Annotated in this window: 17 protein-coding genes and 1 riboswitch; of the genes, 8 read left to right on the forward strand and 9 right to left on the reverse strand. The window is 59.6% G+C overall.

What is annotated here, in order from left to right; translation table 11 throughout:
- Nucleotides 1-177: 177 nt before the first annotated feature.
- Nucleotides 178-1,296 carry an alanine dehydrogenase gene (ald, locus tag SHIM_RS00545; protein WP_054000676.1) on the reverse strand — a complete coding sequence of 373 codons (1,119 nt, stop codon included), beginning with the start codon at nt 1,294-1,296 and terminating at the stop codon, nt 178-180.
- 137 nt (nt 1,297-1,433) lie between these two features.
- On the opposite strand from ald, the gene SHIM_RS00550 reads away from it, so the two are divergent.
- Together SHIM_RS00550 and SHIM_RS00555 are read left to right on the forward strand one after the other, a co-directional pair.
- On the forward strand, nt 1,434-1,892 hold the full coding sequence (locus SHIM_RS00550) for an Lrp/AsnC family transcriptional regulator (protein WP_054000677.1): 459 nt from the start codon (nt 1,434-1,436) through the stop codon (nt 1,890-1,892).
- A gap of 52 nt (nt 1,893-1,944) precedes the next feature.
- Nucleotides 1,945-3,519 carry a GMC family oxidoreductase gene (locus SHIM_RS00555; protein WP_054000678.1) on the forward strand — a complete coding sequence of 525 codons (1,575 nt, stop codon included), beginning with the start codon at nt 1,945-1,947 and terminating at the stop codon, nt 3,517-3,519.
- Here SHIM_RS00555 and SHIM_RS00560 read toward each other — a convergent pair.
- Nucleotides 3,516-3,959 carry a hypothetical protein gene (locus tag SHIM_RS00560; protein ID WP_054000679.1) on the reverse strand — a complete coding sequence of 148 codons (444 nt, stop codon included), beginning with the start codon at nt 3,957-3,959 and terminating at the stop codon, nt 3,516-3,518. The two genes, SHIM_RS00555 and SHIM_RS00560, sit on opposite strands and share 4 nt — an antisense overlap.
- Before the next feature lie 217 nt (nt 3,960-4,176).
- Between SHIM_RS00560 and SHIM_RS00565 the strand changes: the two genes are divergently transcribed.
- A complete protein-coding gene (locus tag SHIM_RS00565; RefSeq protein ID WP_152926355.1) occupies nt 4,177-5,328 on the forward strand; it encodes an MFS transporter in 1,152 nt (383 codons plus the stop codon).
- Here SHIM_RS00565 and yghU read toward each other — a convergent pair.
- From yghU to rpsU, 3 genes are all read right to left on the reverse strand, one after another.
- Nucleotides 5,325-6,194: a glutathione-dependent disulfide-bond oxidoreductase gene (gene yghU, locus SHIM_RS00570; protein ID WP_054000681.1), complete on the reverse strand. Its 870-nt coding sequence runs from the start codon at nt 6,192-6,194 to the stop codon at nt 5,325-5,327. The two genes, SHIM_RS00565 and yghU, sit on opposite strands and share 4 nt — an antisense overlap.
- Nucleotides 6,195-6,264: 70 nt before the next feature.
- Nucleotides 6,265-7,350: an adenylate/guanylate cyclase domain-containing protein gene (locus tag SHIM_RS00575; RefSeq protein ID WP_054000682.1), complete on the reverse strand. Its 1,086-nt coding sequence runs from the start codon at nt 7,348-7,350 to the stop codon at nt 6,265-6,267.
- A gap of 143 nt (nt 7,351-7,493) precedes the next feature.
- On the reverse strand, nt 7,494-7,700 hold the full coding sequence (rpsU, locus tag SHIM_RS00580; RefSeq protein ID WP_024088814.1) for a 30S ribosomal protein S21: 207 nt from the start codon (nt 7,698-7,700) through the stop codon (nt 7,494-7,496).
- Between the two features lie 134 nt (nt 7,701-7,834).
- Between rpsU and SHIM_RS00585 the strand changes: the two genes are divergently transcribed.
- Complete coding sequence (locus SHIM_RS00585) at nt 7,835-8,527, forward strand: COQ9 family protein (RefSeq protein ID WP_054000683.1); 693 nt, start codon at nt 7,835-7,837, stop codon at nt 8,525-8,527.
- A 100-nt stretch (nt 8,528-8,627) separates the two neighbouring features.
- Nucleotides 8,628-9,611 (forward strand): NAD(P)H-quinone oxidoreductase, encoded by a 984-nt coding sequence (locus SHIM_RS00590; RefSeq protein WP_054000684.1) that lies wholly within the window; start codon nt 8,628-8,630, stop codon nt 9,609-9,611.
- An 8-nt stretch (nt 9,612-9,619) separates the two neighbouring features.
- Here the strand turns inward: SHIM_RS00590 and SHIM_RS00595 are convergent, their stop codons facing one another.
- Complete coding sequence (locus SHIM_RS00595) at nt 9,620-10,387, reverse strand: FadR/GntR family transcriptional regulator (protein WP_054000847.1); 768 nt, start codon at nt 10,385-10,387, stop codon at nt 9,620-9,622.
- 108 nt (nt 10,388-10,495) lie between these two features.
- On the opposite strand from SHIM_RS00595, the gene SHIM_RS20275 reads away from it, so the two are divergent.
- Complete coding sequence (locus SHIM_RS20275; RefSeq protein ID WP_082358203.1) at nt 10,496-10,891, forward strand: hypothetical protein; 396 nt, start codon at nt 10,496-10,498, stop codon at nt 10,889-10,891.
- On the opposite strand, the gene SHIM_RS00605 is transcribed toward SHIM_RS20275, so the two are convergent.
- Nucleotides 10,888-11,346 carry a GNAT family N-acetyltransferase gene (locus tag SHIM_RS00605; RefSeq protein WP_054000685.1) on the reverse strand — a complete coding sequence of 153 codons (459 nt, stop codon included), beginning with the start codon at nt 11,344-11,346 and terminating at the stop codon, nt 10,888-10,890. The two genes, SHIM_RS20275 and SHIM_RS00605, sit on opposite strands and share 4 nt — an antisense overlap.
- An 83-nt stretch (nt 11,347-11,429) precedes the next feature.
- On the opposite strand from SHIM_RS00605, the gene SHIM_RS00610 reads away from it, so the two are divergent.
- On the forward strand, nt 11,430-11,780 hold the full coding sequence (locus SHIM_RS00610) for a DUF1636 family protein (protein WP_054000686.1): 351 nt from the start codon (nt 11,430-11,432) through the stop codon (nt 11,778-11,780).
- 77 nt (nt 11,781-11,857) lie between these two features.
- Here the strand turns inward: SHIM_RS00610 and SHIM_RS00615 are convergent, their stop codons facing one another.
- Together SHIM_RS00615 and SHIM_RS00620 are read right to left on the reverse strand one after the other, a co-directional pair.
- Entirely contained in the window at nt 11,858-12,547 is a 690-nt protein-coding gene (locus SHIM_RS00615; protein ID WP_054000687.1) for a CbtA family protein, read from the reverse strand.
- A gap of 18 nt (nt 12,548-12,565) precedes the next feature.
- On the reverse strand, nt 12,566-12,736 hold the full coding sequence (locus tag SHIM_RS00620; RefSeq protein ID WP_054000688.1) for a CbtB domain-containing protein: 171 nt from the start codon (nt 12,734-12,736) through the stop codon (nt 12,566-12,568).
- Nucleotides 12,737-12,777: 41 nt separating this feature from the next.
- Nucleotides 12,778-12,973: riboswitch (cobalamin riboswitch) on the reverse strand.
- Between the two features lie 237 nt (nt 12,974-13,210).
- On the opposite strand from SHIM_RS00620, the gene smc reads away from it, so the two are divergent.
- A complete protein-coding gene (gene smc / locus SHIM_RS00625; protein WP_054000689.1) occupies nt 13,211-16,666 on the forward strand; it encodes a chromosome segregation protein SMC in 3,456 nt (1,151 codons plus the stop codon).
- The last annotated feature ends 36 nt before the right edge of the window (nt 16,667-16,702 follow it).

A 16,702-nucleotide genomic window follows, 5' to 3' on the forward strand; every position in this document is an offset into this window, starting at 1 on the left:
TTTGAGGCGTCAAGGGCCAAGGAGAAGGCTTTGTGAGAAATGGCAGTTTTTGGTGCCTCATGGCGTTGGAAAACGCCTTGGTAAAGTCGTTTCAGAGCGTGTGATTGCAGGCTGGTTTAAGCCAACAAAAAAGGCGCCCCTGATCGGAGCGCCTTGGTGTCTAGGAGATAGAGGACGTCAGCTTTTGAGCGCCAGAGATGGCGAGATCACGTCGATGCCGAGAGCTTTGCCCACCGCATAATACGTCAGCTGACCCGCATGAACGTTCAGACCGTTCAGAAGGTGTGGATCGTCTTCGCAGGCTTGTTTCCAACCTTTGTTGGCGAGGTTCAGCAGGAAGGGCAGCGTGGCGTTGCCAAGCGCCTGTGTCGACGTCCGTGCGACCGCGCCGGGCATGTTGGCGACGCAGTAGTGCATGATGCCGTCGACCTCGTAGATCGGGTCGGCGTGGGTGGTCGCGCGGGAGGTTTCAAAGCAGCCGCCTTGGTCAATCGCCACGTCCACCAGCGCGGCGCCGGGCTTCATTTCGGACAATTGCGCGCGGGTGATAAGTTTGGGCGCCGCAGCACCGGGGATCAGCACAGCGCCAATCACCAAGTCGGCCACGCGGACCAGTTCAGCGGTGGCGCCAGCGGTGGAGTACTGGTTTTTGAAGGTGCCAGCAAAGACGTCATCCAAATAGCGCAGACGGGGCAGGGAACGGTCCAGAACGGTTACATCCGCGCCCATGCCCGCGGCGATTTTTGCCGCGTGGGTGCCAACAACCCCGCCGCCGATCACCACAACTTTGGCTGGGGCCACACCCGGTACGCCGCCCATTAGAACGCCGCGACCGCCGTTGGCCTTTTGCAAGGTCCAGGCGCCAACTTGTGGCGCAAGGCGTCCGGCGACTTCGGACATCGGCGCCAGCAGGGGCAGGCCGCCGCGGTCGTCGGTCACGGTTTCATAAGCAATCGCGGTGCAGCCGGACGCCAATAGGTCTTTGGTCTGTTCAGGGTCGGGAGCGAGGTGCAGATAGGTAAAGAGCAGCTGGCCCTCGCGCAGCATTTTGCGCTCACCGGCTTGGGGCTCTTTGACCTTCACGATCATGTCGGCCTGCGCAAAGACTTCGGCGGCGGTGCCGATGATGGTTGCACCGGCGGCGGCGTAGTCTTCATCGGTAAAACCAGCCCCGTTGCCAGCGCCAGATTGTATGAGCACATCATGCCCGTGTGCCACGGCTTCGCGTGCGGCGTCGGGGGTCATACCAACGCGGAATTCTTGAGGTTTGATTTCTGTGGGGCAGCCGATCTTCATGTCGCTCTCCTAGTGTGACTCTGAGTAAAAGGTAGGAACGCGCGCTTGGGATGTGCTTGATTTTTAGGCAGTTTGGGAACTTGGCTTTCGAAGATTCTTCGAATATGAGAGACAGAGGCGCAAGGAGTCACCACACTATGTCCATTGATCAAACGGATCGTCGGATTCTGGCGGTGCTGCAAAAGCAGGGTCGGATTTCCAATGCGGAGCTATCTGAGCGGGTGAACCTGTCGGCGTCTGCGTGTCATCGGCGGGTGCATCGGTTGGAGGCAGATGGCTACATTCGCGATTATGTTGCGTTGCTGGATCCGCGCAAAATGGATGTACCAACCACGGTATTTGTGGAGATCACTTTGTCTGGGCAGGCGGATGAAGTGCTGGAGGCCTTTGAGAAGGCTGTGGCACGCATTCCGGATGTGCTGGAGTGCCATCTGATGGCAGGCACGGCGGATTACATCCTGAAAGTTGTGGCCGAAAATACGGATGATTTTGCGCGTATTCACCGCCAACATCTGGCGCGGCTGCCTGGTGTGGCACAGATGCAATCGAGTTTTGCGCTGCGCACTGTGTTTAAGACGACGGCCTTGCCAGTGTGAGGCAAGAGCGAAGAAAAGAAAAAGCGCGGTAGAGCGTGTAGGGGGAAGCACAATGGATTGGGACCACATTGTAGTGGGCGCGGGCAGTGCGGGCTGTGTTGTTGCGGCGCGGCTGGCGGAAGGTGGGCGCAAGGTCTTGCTGTTGGAGGCAGGCGGGCGCGACACCTATCATTGGATCCACATCCCGATGGGCTATCTGTATTGCATCGGCAATCCGCGCACCGACTGGATGTATAAAACGGCGCCGGATGCGGGGCTGAACGGGCGGCAACTGATCTATCCGCGTGGCAAGGTTTTGGGGGGCTGCTCGTCGATCAACGGCATGCTGTATCTGCGGGGGCAGGCGGCGGATTATGACGGATGGCGGCAAATGGGTCTGCCCGGATGGGGCTGGGATGATGTGCTGCCGCTTTTCAAAAAGTCCGAAGATTACATGGACGGGCCAAGCGAGATGCATGGCGTGGGCGGCGAATGGCACGTGAATGATCAGCGCCTGCATTGGGATGTGCTGGACGACTGGATGGCGGCGGCAGAAGCGGCGGGCGTGCCACGTACGGATGATTTTAACACCGGCGACAACGAGGGCGTCGGCTATTTCAAAGTGAACCAGAAGAACGGCTGGCGTTGGAACACGGCAAAGGCGTTTTTGCGCCCTGCCAAGCAGCGGTTGAAGGTTGAAACCCAGGCGCATACCACGCGACTTCTGATCGAAGCCGGGCGCGTTGTTGGTGTAGAGTATCGTCAGAACGGCGTGCTGAAGCAGGCGCGTTGCGGGGGCGAAGTCGTGCTGTCTGCGGGCGCGGTGAATTCGCCGCAGATTTTGCAGTTGTCCGGGGTCGGGCCGGGCGAGGTGTTGCGGCAGCATGGCGTCGCGGTACAGCATGAGATGCCCGGGATCGGAGCCAACTTGCAGGATCATTTGCAACTGCGTTGTGCGTGGAAATTGCAAGATGCCAAGACGCTGAACACTATGTCGGCAAGCCTGTGGGGCAAAGCCAAGATCGGGATGGAATATCTGGCGCGGCGCACAGGGCCGATGTCGATGTCGCCGAGCCAATTGGGGGCGTTCACCAAGTCACGGCCTGATCTGGCGACGCCGGATCTTGAGTATCACGTGCAACCGTTGTCGCTGGAGGCGTTCGGGCAGCCGCTGCATGATTTTCCCGCCATCACCGCGAGCGTGTGCAATCTGCGGCCCGAAAGCCGCGGGCATGTGCGGATTGTGTCCCCGAACCCAGAGGACGCGCCCGTGATCGCGCCGAATTATCTGGCGACCGAGGGGGATCGGGCCGTGGCAGTTGCCGCGCTTCGGCAGGCGCGATCCATTATGGCGCAGGGTCCGATGGCAAAGTATCAGCCGGAAGAGATGAAGCCAGGCATCACGGCGCAGGATGAGGCGGAGCTGGCCCGTGCAGCGGGCGATATCGGCACGACGATCTTTCACCCCGTTGGCACCGTGCGGATGGGCAGCGATGCGGCGGCACCTTTGGATGGCGAGTTGCGGTTGCGCGGATTGGCTGGCCTGCGGGTGGTGGACGCGTCTGTCATGCCGGCAATCACCTCGGGCAACACCAACGCGCCCAGCATTATGATCGGTGAGAAAGCGGCGGAGATGATGTTGGCCTAGAGCCGCTCGCAAGCTTCAACCTCTGCAAAGGATTCACCTTTGGTGCGCCTGTCCAGCGCAATTGAGATTTGCGCGCTGGTGCCGGTGTCAAACACGGCCTTGCCGTGGGTCGGCACGATCACGCGCCCAACGGTTTTGCGGTACATGGTCCCAAAGCCTTCGGTGCCGTTATCACAGGTGAAAGGGAACGAAATCTCGGCCCCCGGACGGGTCGAAAAAGGAATTTCACCGCTGCAAGCAAGCGTGGCATTGCGCATGCAGAACACATCGGACTGCCCACTGCGATAGACGGCTTCGCCGGTCAGTTTTCGGCCGTCCGACACATTGGCGGAGATCGAGAAAACTGCTGCGGATTGGGAGGCGTTGGCGGCGGGTTCAGAGGTGCAACTCGCGCTGAACAACAGGGTACCGAGTGCAAGAATGCTTTTGAGAGAGGTCATTTGGTCACTTATAGTTTGAATTTGCTGCAACTTTAACGGGTTGGAAACCTTGTGGGAATGGCAAAATCGCGGGGGCCTGTGTGGGCACAAACCGGGATGCGTTGCATTGGCTCACCTCCCGTGTTTTGCTTGAACGGCGCTGATTTCGCGCCCGAGCCGGGACATTGATTTGATATTTATACGAGCATTAAGCGACCCGCTATTGAGGGTCGCATTCATGTGTATTCTCTTGATGGGGCCAGCAGTCGCCTCGGTGGCGCCGTTTCAATCGGTGATAGCGATCGAGCGATTGGGATTTGGCAATGCGGTCTATGCCTTTGTCGTGACGGCGGGGGCGCTGTTCAGTGTTCTGGCATCGGTTGCGATCGGCATCGTTGTGGATCAAACGCAGCGCTATCGAGGGATTTTACTGGCCTGCATTTGCGTCGGAATTGTCGCAGGATTTTTGATGGCGCTGTGGCCTACAGCAGCGGCATTTGTAGTGGTGCATATGGTTTTGTTCCCAATCGCCGCAACCACATTTACGCAGTATTTCGCATTGGCGGCGGTGGCGGCGGATCGCAATCCGGAGATCGACAAAGACGTCGGGCTGTCGCTGGTCCGTGCGGGATTCGCAGGCACCTTCGCCCTAACGCCGCCGTTGTGGGCGATGGCTTTGGCGCAGGGTGTGGACTTGTTGGCAGTCTATTGGATGCTGGCGATTGCGAATGTGCTGGTATTGATCGTGGTATACGTGATGTGGCCAAAGGATATGGGCGATAGCGGAGGCTCTGGTCTAACGTTTCGAGAGGCGGTGGCAGAGGTCATCGCGCCCACGGTACTGGTGCGGCTTGGTTTGATCACCGCGGTGACCTCGGCCAACGGGCTTTATAATATTTTGCTAGGATTGTTGGTGGTCACGCGGCTGGGCGGGCAGGAAAGCGATATTGGGTGGTTCTCTGGCGGTGTTGCCATGGTGGAATTGCCTGTCATGCTTGGGGGCGCGTTGTTGCTGCGACGCTTTTCCCGCGTTGCGATCATTCTCGTGGGCGCGGCGATTTATGCCGTCAGCTTTGCGGCGCTTGCGGTGGTGCCGTCGATGGCGGCGGCTTGGTGGCTTATCCTGCCGTTTGGTATCGGTGCAGGCATTATTCTGTCGGTGCCGGTCGGGTACATTCAGCAATTGGTAGAGCATCGGCCGGGCGCTGGCAGTTCGTTGATCTCCATGTCGCATTTTGGCGGCACGCTGGTGGCGTCGGGCCTGTTTGCGGGTTTTGCAGAGATCATCGGCTATGGCGGGGTGGCTGTGGTGGGCGCGGCGCTCTCGTTGGGCGCCGCGGTCCTGTTGTTTGCGCTTGAGGGCGGCAGATTGCGTCCCCGTGTGCGTTAACCCTCTTCGGGTTCAAGCTTGTCCTGAGTGCGGGTGTCAAAATCTTCAGCGGCGTGGCGTTCGCGCAGCTGTTGATCAAGTTCACCCCAAGCGCGGTTCACTTTGACGCCGCGCTTCACAGCCGGACGGTCATTGATCTCCTTGGCCCAGCGTTGCACGTGCTCATAGCTTTCCACGTCGAGGAATTCGCCAGCTTCATAGAGGCGGCCAAGCGCGAGAGCGCCGTACCAGGACCAAATCGCAATATCGGCGATGGTGTAGTCGTCGCCCGCGATGAATTTGTTGTCGGCCAGTTGGCGGTTCAACACGTCGAGTTGGCGTTTGGTTTCCATCGCAAAGCGGTTGATCGGGTATTCCCATTTTTCCGGCGCATAGGCGTAGAAATGGCCAAAGCCGCCGCCCAGATAAGGCGCACTGCCCATTTGCCAGAACAGCCAGCTGATCATTTCGGCGCGGTTTTCCTTGGGCCCAAGGAAGGCGTCAAATTTCTCGGCAAGATGCAGCAGGATCGCGCCGCTTTCAAAAACGCGGACTTCCTTGTCGCCGGACACATCCATCAGCGCCGGAATTTTGGAATTCGGGTTCACGTCGACAAAGCCCGAGCCAAATTGATCGCCCTCGCCGATGTTGATCAGATAAGCGTCATATTCCGCGCCGGTGTGACCGGCGGCCAGCAGTTCTTCGAACATCACAGTGACTTTGACGCCGTTGGGCGTGGCCAGCGAGTAAAGCTGAAAGGGTTGCGTGCCGCGCGGCAGGTCTTTGTCTTGTGTCGGGCCCGCGATGGGGCGGTTGATGCTGGCGAATTTGCCGCCACTTTCAGCGTCCCAAGTCCAGACTTTGGGGGGCGTGTATGTATCGGTCATGTGAGTACCCTGTTTGCGTGTTGTTGCGCCCAATCTAAGCGCATCTGCGCGGATTGACAGGGGGGCGGGTTCAGTTTCCCAAAGCGGGCAAAGAATAGGGACCAGCGTCTTGGCCAAGCGCCATCATCAGGGTCTCTGTTTCGCGGCCTCGTAGGGTCGTGCGACCCATTTCCGTTGCCGTTACGTCGTCGGGCATGTTCATGCGCGCGACGGTGTCGGCGTCGGTCATCACAGAAACGCCGTATGGTTTACACGCATCCTGAAGCCGTTTGGCGGTGTTGATCGTGTCGCCGATATAGATCACCTGGCGTTTTTCCCAGCCACATTCACCGACGGCAACCGGACCTGCCGCCATGCCGATGCGCAGGGTGGGGGCGACGCCGAATGTGTCGAGATACTTTGCGCGCACTTCGGCGGTTTTGGCGATCATGTCGCGCACACAGCGCACCGCGCGGCCGTTTTTGACGCTGCCGCGGTCGCGCCAGCTCATCACAACTTCGTCGCCGACATAGTTGTGGATCATCGCGCCGTATTTGTGGATCGTCGGGTCGAGATCCAGAAAGAATCCCGATACCAATTCGAGGCTGCGCTGATCGCCCAGCTTGTCGGCCATGGCGGTGAACCCCACCAGATCGGCCAACACAAAAATGCGGTCTTCTTGGACAGGGCGATTGTAGCGCCCCATCAGGAAGTGGCGCAGGGTCCGCCCTCCCACAAGCCGTTTCGCTTGCAGAACCAGTTGCACGACAAAAGCGGTGCCTGCGGCGAAGAAAAAATCGCGCGGCAGGCCACGTTGCACCCACGCCCAGAAATCGGCCCAGTCCGGAGAGTAAAGCCAGTGGCTAAGCGCGAGGGCAGCAATGAGGTGGGTGGAGGTGATGATCGACCGCAGAACGAAGGCAGGCACAAAGGCCATCGCCCGCATCCTGCGTTGTACGGGGCCGCGATGCACCAAAAGCTCCAGCGTCAGCACGGCAAGCGCCACAAAAATGCCGCGGCTTGCGCCCCACATCAGCACCTTGGCGGAGAAGTCGCGTCCCACGATCTGGGACATGATGTAGCCATAAAACGCACCGACCACGCCCGCAGCGATGACCGCAAAAAGGATTGTGGGCAAATAGCGGTTCAGCACGGTTTTATCAGGCAAAAGTGTCATAAGGGCTCTTTGATCGGTTTTTCCGTGAAGGACCACAATTATACGGGAGGCGGTCGGCGGTCCGTCGCTGAAAAAAACAAACCCCCGAAACCGAGGCTTCGGGGGTTGTAACTTCTTGTGTCCAAAGCTGGATCAAAGGGTGCTTAGAGCAGACCTTCGCGCTGGAGTTTCTTACGTGCCAATTTACGGGCACGACGGATAGCTTCAGCTTTCTCGCGCGCTTTTTTCTCGGACGGCTTCTCGAAATGTTGCTTGAGCTTCATTTCGCGGAATACGCCTTCACGCTGCAGCTTTTTCTTCAGAGCGCGGAGCGCCTGATCGACATTGTTGTCACGAACACTAACCTGCATGTGGTTTTCACCACCTTTCTAAGTTTGAGTTGCAATGAAATTGCAGGAAGCCGCCGTATAGCAAAGGGTCCAAACATTGTCTAGTATGGCTGCAATTGCAGCATCACCTGCCAAGTTGTGCCGGAGAACACCCCATGTCCGATGCCTCTCAAAACGATCTGAAAACCCGCCTGCTTGAGGCCGCAGAGATGCATGTGCCCTTTGATGGTTGGTCCGAAGCCACCTTTGCGGCGGCAGTGTCAGAAACCGGCATCGACCCAACTGTGGCGCGTGCGCTGTGCCCACGCGGCGCGGTGGATCTGGCGGTGGCTTATCACAAGCGCGGCGATTCGCAGATGACCGCAGCGTTGGCCGAGGCAGATCTGGACGCGATGAAAATCCGCGAAAAAATCACCTTCGCGGTGCGCAAACGGTTGGAGATTTGCCTTGATCGGGAAGTTGTGCGTCGTGGCTCCACATTGTTTGCTATGCCGCAACATGCGGCGCAGGGCGCCGAGCTGATCTGGGGGACTTGCGATGCGATCTGGACTGCGATCGGCGACACCTCGCGGGATTTCAACTGGTATTCCAAACGCGCCACGCTGAGCGCGGTTTATGGCTCTTCAGTTCTGTATTGGCTGGGGGATGACAGCGAAGGCAACACCGCAACATGGGCGTTTCTGGATCGTCGGATCGAGAACGTGATGCAGTTTGAAAAGACCAAAGCCCAGTTTAAAGGCAGCCCGATTGGCAAGATGATGGCGGCGCCGTTGGAAATGCTTGAGCGTATCCGTGCGCCCAAAGCGCCAGAAGGGATGCCCGGCAGCTGGACTCCGCCGCGCCACTGACGCAGCGGCCTGTTGCAGGCCTCGTCCAAAAGTCTCTGTTCCTTGCGCGCGTCGCGGTGCTACACCTGCGGGCAACGATCACTTTGGCCGAGGACACAAGATGAGCAGCATGATGCGCGCCGTGGAAATTTCCAAACCCGGACCGGCGGAGGTGCTTGAGCTTACCGACCGCCCCATCCCGCAACCCGGACCGGGCGAAGTGCTGCTGAAAATCGCATATGCTGGCGTCAACCGCCCCGACGTGCTGCAACGCGCGGGGCTTTATGCACCGCCCTCAAATGCCTCGGATCTTCCGGGTTTGGAAGCGTCCGGCGCCATTGCTGCAGTGGGCGAAGGCGTCGCGGAGTGGGCCGTAGGAGATGAGGTTTGCGCCCTGTTGCCCGGTGGTGGCTATGCCGAATATGCGCTGACACCCGCAGCCCATTGCCTGCCTGTGCCGCGTGGCATGGGATTGCGCGAAGCGGCCTGTTTGCCGGAAACTTTTTTCACGGTCTGGTCCAACGTGTTTCAGCGCGGCGGGTTAAAGGCCGGTGAGCGGTTTTTGGTGCATGGTGGCTCAAGCGGGATTGGCACAACTGCGATCCAGTTGGCAAATGTGCTTGGCGCGCGGGTGTTTGCGACAGCCGGATCGGACGAAAAATGCACAGCCTGCGAGAAACTGGGAGCGGAAAAAGCGATCAACTACCGCGCTGAGGATTATGTGGATGTGATGCGCGCCGAAGGCGGTGCCGATCTGATCCTCGACATGGTGGGCGGTGATTATATCAAGCGCAACGTCAAAGCGTTGGCCGATGACGGGCGCCTTGTGCAGATCGCGTTTTTGCAAGGCCCTCAGGTGGACTTGAATTTCGCGCAGGTGATGATGCGGCGCCTGACAATCACCGGCAGCACATTGCGCCCGCAGAGCGATCTCGCCAAGGCGCGGATAGCGGAAAGCCTTGCGGAACATGTCTGGCCTTTGTTGGATGCGGGCCGCGTGGCGCCGGTGATGGACAGTGAGTTCACGTTGGAAACCGCCGTTCAGGCGCATCAGCGCATGGAAAGCAGCGGCCACATCGGCAAAATCGTGATGAAAGTCGGCTAAAGCGCGGGCTAGCGCGTTGTCTCATGTTCAAACCGTTGTTGGGCCACCGCCTCGTTGTGCAAATACACCTGGTGGTCTGACAGCGCGGTTTCAACAAAGTTCAGGTGAGCCTCAACAGCGGCGCGCGCCGCTTCGGGATCGCGCGCCTGTAGGGCGGTGTTGATCGCACGATGCTGTTCCAGCAGTTCATGCCGCTTCGTGCGTTGTCGGAACATGATCGTGCGGTTGTAAAAGACGCCCTCACGCAACAGCTGATACATCGAGCGCATCATGTGGAGCATGATCACGTTGTGGCTGGCCTCGATGATGGCAAGGTGGAAATCCGCGTCCAGCCGCGCCTCATCTGCCGGATTGCGTTTGGGGTGGGCGGCCTCCATCTTGGAGAACACCGTCTGAATGACGCGCAAATCGGTATCGGAGGCCCGCGTCGCCGCGCGCTCTGCCGCCAGGCCCTCCATGTCGCGTCGAAAGGAAATGTAGTCAAACACCGCCTCGTCGTGGGCTGCAAACAGCTGCACCAACGCGTCCGAAAAGGCGCTGCCCAAGACGTCGGCCACAAAGATGCCCGCGCCAGCCTTGGACGCCAGAAGGCCTTTGTCCTGCAGGGCCGAAATCGCCTCACGGAGACTGGGGCGGGACACGCCAAGGCGCTCGCTCAACTCCCGTTCGGCGGGCAGTCGTTCGCCAGGCCGCAGAATGCCGCGCAGGATCAACAACTCGATCTGGCGCACAACTGAGGTGGAGAGTTTTTCGGGCTGGACCTTTTGGAAGGGCATAGATGTCTCGCGCAAAGTGGTCAAAAGATTTGACCACATACCGGACGGCGGCGCAAGGCGCACGGATCTGGTAAGGTTGCGTTAACCAATATTGGCCAGTCTGGCGGTATGCGATTTTTGAGTTTCCTGATTTTTCTCACGGCCTGTAACGCCCCCAGTCCGCACTATTTCGGCACAGAGGCAACGCGCGTTTCCGTGATGGGCAGCACGTTTGATGTGCGCCACAAAGGTCGACTTGCTGAGGCGGTTCGCGTGAATATGCAATACGCCCCGCGCCTTGACGCCATCGCGCCAAAAGCGGAAATCGCCATGCAGGTGGTCACGGGATGCGATGTGGTCGAAATACGCGGCGATGCGGCCAAAATCACGGGCATACTGGCCTGTGATCCGGGCGACGGGCCGCCCCCTGCATTAAGCTATCTCAAAGAACAAGACTGCGAGGTGGTCGACATCTTTGTGCCCGCTGGCGGGGCGACAGCGTATCTGGAGGCCGATTGCGACTAGTCCAGCGTTTTTGCCATAAAGAGTGAGGCCGGGCTTTCCTCGTAATCGCCAAACGGCGCGCAGTCTTTGAAGCCATGCGCGTAATAGAGGCTGTGCGCTTGCGTAAGTGTGTCACCGGTCTCCAGCTTCAACACCGAAAGGTCCTGCGTGCGGGCATCTCGCTCAAGATGCTGCATCAACTGATGCGCGATGCCGCGCCCCCGCGCGTTGGGGTCAACAAACATCGATTTGATCTCGGCATAGTCCCCCTTGTTGGCCAGCGCCGCACAGCCCAACGTGGTGTCCCCGTCTTTGGCGACAAAGAAGCGGACGGACTCGACGCACAGCTCGTCAATCGACAGAAAATGGTTGTCCTCTGAGGAAAACAGAGATTGCATGAGCGCATGACTTGCTTGCAACAGACGGGTGGCCTGCGGCTCCCGAGGGTTCCCCGGTACAACGCGAATGTCGTTCATTATTCTTCCCCCTCTGGTTTCGCGCGCCAATCTGTGGCATCGCTCGGCTGCTGTCCAGCCTCAGCTTTTGGAATGACCACCTGATGACGCATACGCTTTTTGTTTGTGACACCTGCTGCGCCGAAAACGCCGCACCCAGCGGCGCAACTTTTGCCGCTGCCTTGCGGGATGCCGCCAGAGCGGATCCGGACTTACAGGCGCTGGTCGTCAAAACCGTCAGCTGCTTAAACGTCTGCTCCGAGCCTTTGGCGTTGGCGCTGCGGGCGCCTGAAAAGGCGGCCTACCTGTTCGCTGGCATTGCTCCCGAAACGGACCTTGCGGACACTTTGGCCATGGCCAAGCTCTTTGTTCAAGCGGAGGCAGGGGACATCACCGACGCCCGCCCAGCGGGCCGTCTGCGGTTTTGCCTCAAAGGGCGCATTCCTGCTCCCTAGGCTTTTTGTTTCAAAAATACCTTGGGGTGAATTGCCCCGGTCGGGGCAAGAGGGGCAAAGCCCCTCCCGCCGAATGCTTAGCTGTCTTCGCCCTGCGCCATGAACAAGGCGCAGAAGTAACCAAGTGTGACCCAGCCCACGGCAGCAAAGCCAAGGCTGTGGGTGACAAACTCCGCTGACAGTTCAGGGGGGGCTACGCCCCAGAAGGTGTCCAGATGCGGTGCACCAATCAGCTGTGGCGCGAGGATCACGATCAGACCCAGAAAGTGCATCATCATGCCGCGCCCGAACGCAATCAGCGCAAGGCCAACCAGGGTGGCAAGGATTGTGCCCATCCACCAGATCTGACGCGGGGCAAGCTCGGCAGCGGGTGTGCCTGGCAATTCGGGCGGCAGGCCAACGGCCGGCGCAAGTTGCACTGCGATAAATCCGGCCAAACCCCAGATGATGCCGTTTTGCGCCGTGATCGGGGTGCCGCGATGGTCGCGCGCCAGCCCCATCGCCGCCACCATCAACAAACCATAGCCGGCGTAGGTCACAAGGTTGAAGCCGATCGTCATCAGATGACGGCCCCATTCACCGCCTAATCCGGGCGCGCCACGTTCAGATTGAGGCGTGCCATCGGTCGCGAAGTGCAGCCGTGCGCCGGTTTCATAAAGTTCACCTTCCAGCAAAAGCGGGATGACAAAAACGAACTGAAGCAGGGCTGCAATCAGCCCCGCTATCAGGCCAGCGAACACAGCGCTGGACAACAAATTTTTGGTCATTGTTTTACAGGCGTGCGCTTAGTGGCAGGGGAATGCCATCGCGTGACGCTGGTCGTGAGCCGCATCATGCAAAACGGTGGCTTGCGCCATGCCGGAAACAGTCAACAGAGCCACGCCAACGGTCAAAGCCAGAATGAAGGCCAGTGTGTTGCTGCGTGTTGCTGCGAAATTCGCTGTTTGGGTCGTCATTTTCTTTTCTCCTTTCCCGTCACACCCGACGGGCGAAATGGGGTTTCTCTGTCTGCACGGCCGGTCTCCTGGCTCGCGGGTCGACGCGGTGCATTCCCTTCCCGGAGAGACCCTCCAGTGGTTTGAACGCGCGCTCGCCACTCACAGTCGCGGGGGCGGCTGAGGCTCAGAGCAGGCTCCTTCCTCATTCCCGAACCGAAGATTTTGCTTCGATCTACCGTACGCCCCATGTTTGGCGGTTTTTTGCGTATGGGGTCAAGGCCGTTTCCGACATAGTGACAAGCACAAACGGCGTTCTGCTGCAGGAATGCACCACGCCAAAATGCAATATCTTGTGGATAAGTGGTTAGCATTGGCCAGATGCTGTGGTTAGGCGTTGACTCAAACACTTGGCACTTTGCAGACTTGGAAATCTGCGGGAATCACACGCGCAGGCCTAATGGATTCTGAATCAAACGAAGGACCACCGCCACTTTGCGCTTTTCGAAACTCAGACTGACCGGCTTCAAAAGCTTTGTCGATCCAACCGATCTGATCATCGCAGATGGTTTGACTGGTGTGGTTGGTCCAAATGGCTGCGGCAAATCCAATTTGCTTGAGGCGCTGCGCTGGGTAATGGGCGAAAACCGCCCCAAGGCGATGCGCGGCGGTGGGATGGAAGACGTGATCTTTGCCGGTGCCGCCACGCGACCGGCGCGCAACTTTGCTGAAGTCGCCTTGCAGATCGACAATTCGGAACGGCTTGCACCAGCAGGGTTCAACGAGGATGACGCGCTGGAAATCAACCGCCGCATCACGCGTGATGTTGGCTCCGCTTATAAGGTAAACGCCAAAGATGTGCGGGCCCGCGATGTGCAGATGTTGTTTGCTGACGCCTCAACAGGTGCGCATTCACCTGCGCTTGTGCGGCAGGGGCAAATTGCAGAGCTGATCAACTCCAAACCCAAAGCACGGCGGCGGATTTTGGAAGAGGCCGCAGGCATTTCCGGGCTCTATCAGCGCCGTCACGAGGCGGAGTTGAAGCTTAGAGGGGCCGAAACCAATCTGTCCCGCGTTGACGATGTCATTGAACAATTGGCCAATCAGCTTGGCCAGCTTGCGCGCCAAGCGCGTCAGGCGGCGCGTTATCGTGCCATTGGAGACGAGTTGCGCCAGTCCGAGGGTCTGTTGCTGTATCGCCGCTGGCGTGAGGCAGACGACGCCCGATCGGCGGCAGATGACGAGCTGAAAACCCGGACCACGCAAGCCGCGCAGGCTGAGGGGCTGAGCCGTGTAGCTGCGAAAGAGCGGCAGGTTCGCGACGACGCCTTGCCACCACTGCGTGAGGAAGAGGCGATCGCGGCGGCTGTGTTGCAGCGTCTTCAGGTGCAGCGCGACAGTTTGAACGATCAGGAGGCGCATGCGCTTCAGATCATCGAAACGTTGAAGAACCGCATCTTGCAACTGGGCCGCGACATGGAGCGCGAAGGTGGGTTGAACCGCGACGCCGTGGATACCATCGAACGGCTGGAGTGGGAGCAAAAAGAGCTCGCCAAAGCCGGCGAGGGGCAGGCAGAGCGGCTTGAGGAGGCGCAAGACGAGGCGCGTGAGGCAGCGTCGGTGTTGCAAGAGCGCGAAAGCGAACTGGCGCAGCTGACCGAGGATGTGGCACGTTTGGCCGCCCGGCATCAGTCAGCACATCGCTTGCTTGAGGATACCCAGAAAACCCAATCCAAGAACGAGCTTGAGGCCGAAAAGGCCCGTGCGGCCGTGAGCGACTCTCAGGACGCGTTGGAACGTGCCGCAGCGCAACTGGAGATGTCGCGCGAGGCTGAAGGCGAGGCGATGGAAGCGGCGCAGGATGCTGAGGAGCGGCTTGCGGAGGTCGAAGACGACCGCGCAGAAACACAGTCCCGCGAAGCCGATGCCCGCGCCGAACGTTCCGAGGCCGAGGGCGAGTTGAACGCATTGCGCGCGGAAACCACGGCGTTGGCCAAATTGGTCGAGCGCGACACGGCCGAAGGCGGCCAAATTCTGGATCGTCTTCAGGTGCAGCAGGGCTTTGAAAAAGCGCTGGGCGCGGCGATGGCGGATGACTTGCGCGCGCCAGAGGTCGAAGAAGACGGCCCGTCGGGTTGGTATGTGTTGCCGCAATATCACGACGTGCAGCCGCTTCCGGCGGGCGTAACATCGCTCGTGGAACATGTCTCGGTTCCCGATGTTCTGGAGCGTCGCATGAGCCAGATTGGCTTGGTGTCGACAGAGGATGCGTTGGGCCTTCAGCCGATGTTGAAACCCGGTCAGCGGCTGGTGTCGCTGGAAGGGGATTTGTGGCGGTGGGATGGGTATCGTGCGTGGGCCGAGGATGCGCCAAGTGCGGCGGCATTGCGTCTGCAACAGCTCAACCGTCTGGAAGAGTTGAAGCAGACGATGGCGGTTGCGACGGCGCGGGCGGATGGTGCTGTGCAGGCGCATGAAACGCTGCAGTCACGCTTGCAAGAGTTGGCGCAAATCGATCAGGCCGCACGTGAAGCGCGTCGGGCTGCGGATCGCGCGGTGGCGGATGCCAACCGTGCGCTAAGCCGGGCTGAGGCGGATCGCAATCTGGCGGAAGGCAGGCTTGAGTCATTGGGCCTTGCTGTGACCCGTCACGAGGAAGAAGCCATGGCAGCGCGGTCGCAGTTGCAGGAAGCCGAGCGCGCGTTGGCCGATCTTGGTGATCTGGATGCGGCGCGGTCGGACGTCGAAGACATCAAGATGACGGTCGAAGCCGCGCGGATCATGATGATGTCGCGCCGGTCATCACACGATGAATTGCGCCGCGAAGGCGAGGCGCGTCTGAGACGGTCGCAGGAAGTGACCAAGGAAATAAGTGGCTGGCGTCACCGTTTGGAAACCGCTGAAAAGCGGATGACCGAATTGGCGGAACGCAAGGACGCCTCTGAAGAAGAGCTTTTGGATGCCGGTGCTGCCCCCGAAGAAATCGCCGCCAAGCGCGAAGAGCTGACCGACGCAATCGATCAGGCAGAAGAACGCCGCCGCGGTGCTGCTGATGTGCTGGCAGAGGCGGAGACGGCATCGCGTGAGGCGGAACATGCGTCGCGCGAGGCAGAACGGCTTGCTGGCGAGGCCCGTGAAGCGCGGGCGCGCTCTGAGGCGCGGGCCGATGCGGCGCGTGAAACCGTGGCTTATGCGGCTGAACGCATCATGGAAGATCAGGAAGTCTCGCCCGCGCAGTTGTTGGAACGGCTGGACGTGGATCCGGACAATATGCCGGATGCAGCGCAAGTCGAGGCGGATGTGAACCGCCTGAAGCGGCAGCGGGACGCGCTGGGCGCGGTGAATTTGCGGGCCGAAGAAGACGCCAAAGAAGTGCAGGAAGAATTCGACACTTTGACTGGCGAGAAAACCGATCTGGAAGAGGCGATTGCCACCCTGCGCAACGGCATTGCCAGCCTGAACAAAGAAGGTCGCGAGCGTTTGCTGACGGCCTTTGAGCAGGTGAACAGCAACTTTGGTCTCTTGTTCCGTCACCTGTTTGGCGGTGGTGAGGCGAATCTGGTGTTGGTCGAAAGTGACGACCCGCTTGAGGCTGGTCTGGAGATCATGTGTCAGCCGCCGGGCAAGAAACTCAGCACGCTGTCGCTGTTGTCGGGCGGGGAACAGACCCTGACCGCGATGGCGCTGATTTTTGCGGTGTTCCTGGCCAATCCGGCGCCGATTTGTGTGCTGGACGAGGTCGACGCGCCGCTGGATGATGCCAACGTCACGCGGTTCTGTGACTTGTTGGACGAAATGTGCCGTCGCACCAACACGCGCTTTTTGATCATCACCCACCATGCGGTGACGATGGCGCGGATGGATCGCTTGTTTGGTGTGACCATGGCCGAGCAGGGCGTCAGCCAATTGGTGAGCGTCGATTTGAAGGCGGCGGCGACCATGGTGGCCTAACTCCGGTTCACCGCAACGTGACACCCGCGCGAGCAA

It is taken from the genome of Shimia sp. SK013, assembly GCF_001292625.1.
GTDB lineage: Bacteria > Pseudomonadota > Alphaproteobacteria > Rhodobacterales > Rhodobacteraceae > Shimia.

Bases quoted from the DNA above. Each gene is read 5' to 3' on its own strand.
- SHIM_RS00565 (WP_152926355.1), top strand. From the start codon at position 4,177: ATGTGTATTCTCTTGATGGGGCCAGCAGTCGCCTCGGTGGCGCCGTTT.
- SHIM_RS00575 (WP_054000682.1), bottom strand. From the start codon at position 7,350: ATGACACTTTTGCCTGATAAAACCGTGCTGAACCGCTATTTGCCCACA.
- SHIM_RS00605 (WP_054000685.1), bottom strand. From the start codon at position 11,346: ATGAACGACATTCGCGTTGTACCGGGGAACCCTCGGGAGCCGCAGGCC.
- SHIM_RS00615 (WP_054000687.1), bottom strand. From the start codon at position 12,547: ATGACCAAAAATTTGTTGTCCAGCGCTGTGTTCGCTGGCCTGATAGCG.
- SHIM_RS00590 (WP_054000684.1), top strand. From the start codon at position 8,628: ATGAGCAGCATGATGCGCGCCGTGGAAATTTCCAAACCCGGACCGGCG.
- rpsU (WP_024088814.1), bottom strand. From the start codon at position 7,700: ATGCAGGTTAGTGTTCGTGACAACAATGTCGATCAGGCGCTCCGCGCT.
- SHIM_RS00610 (WP_054000686.1), top strand. From the start codon at position 11,430: ATGACGCATACGCTTTTTGTTTGTGACACCTGCTGCGCCGAAAACGCC.
- SHIM_RS00620 (WP_054000688.1), bottom strand. From the start codon at position 12,736: ATGACGACCCAAACAGCGAATTTCGCAGCAACACGCAGCAACACACTG.
- SHIM_RS00550 (WP_054000677.1), top strand. From the start codon at position 1,434: ATGTCCATTGATCAAACGGATCGTCGGATTCTGGCGGTGCTGCAAAAG.
- SHIM_RS00585 (WP_054000683.1), top strand. From the start codon at position 7,835: ATGTCCGATGCCTCTCAAAACGATCTGAAAACCCGCCTGCTTGAGGCC.
- SHIM_RS20275 (WP_082358203.1), top strand. From the start codon at position 10,496: ATGCGATTTTTGAGTTTCCTGATTTTTCTCACGGCCTGTAACGCCCCC.
- ald (WP_054000676.1), bottom strand. From the start codon at position 1,296: ATGAAGATCGGCTGCCCCACAGAAATCAAACCTCAAGAATTCCGCGTT.
- SHIM_RS00555 (WP_054000678.1), top strand. From the start codon at position 1,945: ATGGATTGGGACCACATTGTAGTGGGCGCGGGCAGTGCGGGCTGTGTT.
- SHIM_RS00560 (WP_054000679.1), bottom strand. From the start codon at position 3,959: ATGACCTCTCTCAAAAGCATTCTTGCACTCGGTACCCTGTTGTTCAGC.
- yghU (WP_054000681.1), bottom strand. From the start codon at position 6,194: ATGACCGATACATACACGCCCCCCAAAGTCTGGACTTGGGACGCTGAA.
- SHIM_RS00595 (WP_054000847.1), bottom strand. From the start codon at position 10,387: ATGCCCTTCCAAAAGGTCCAGCCCGAAAAACTCTCCACCTCAGTTGTG.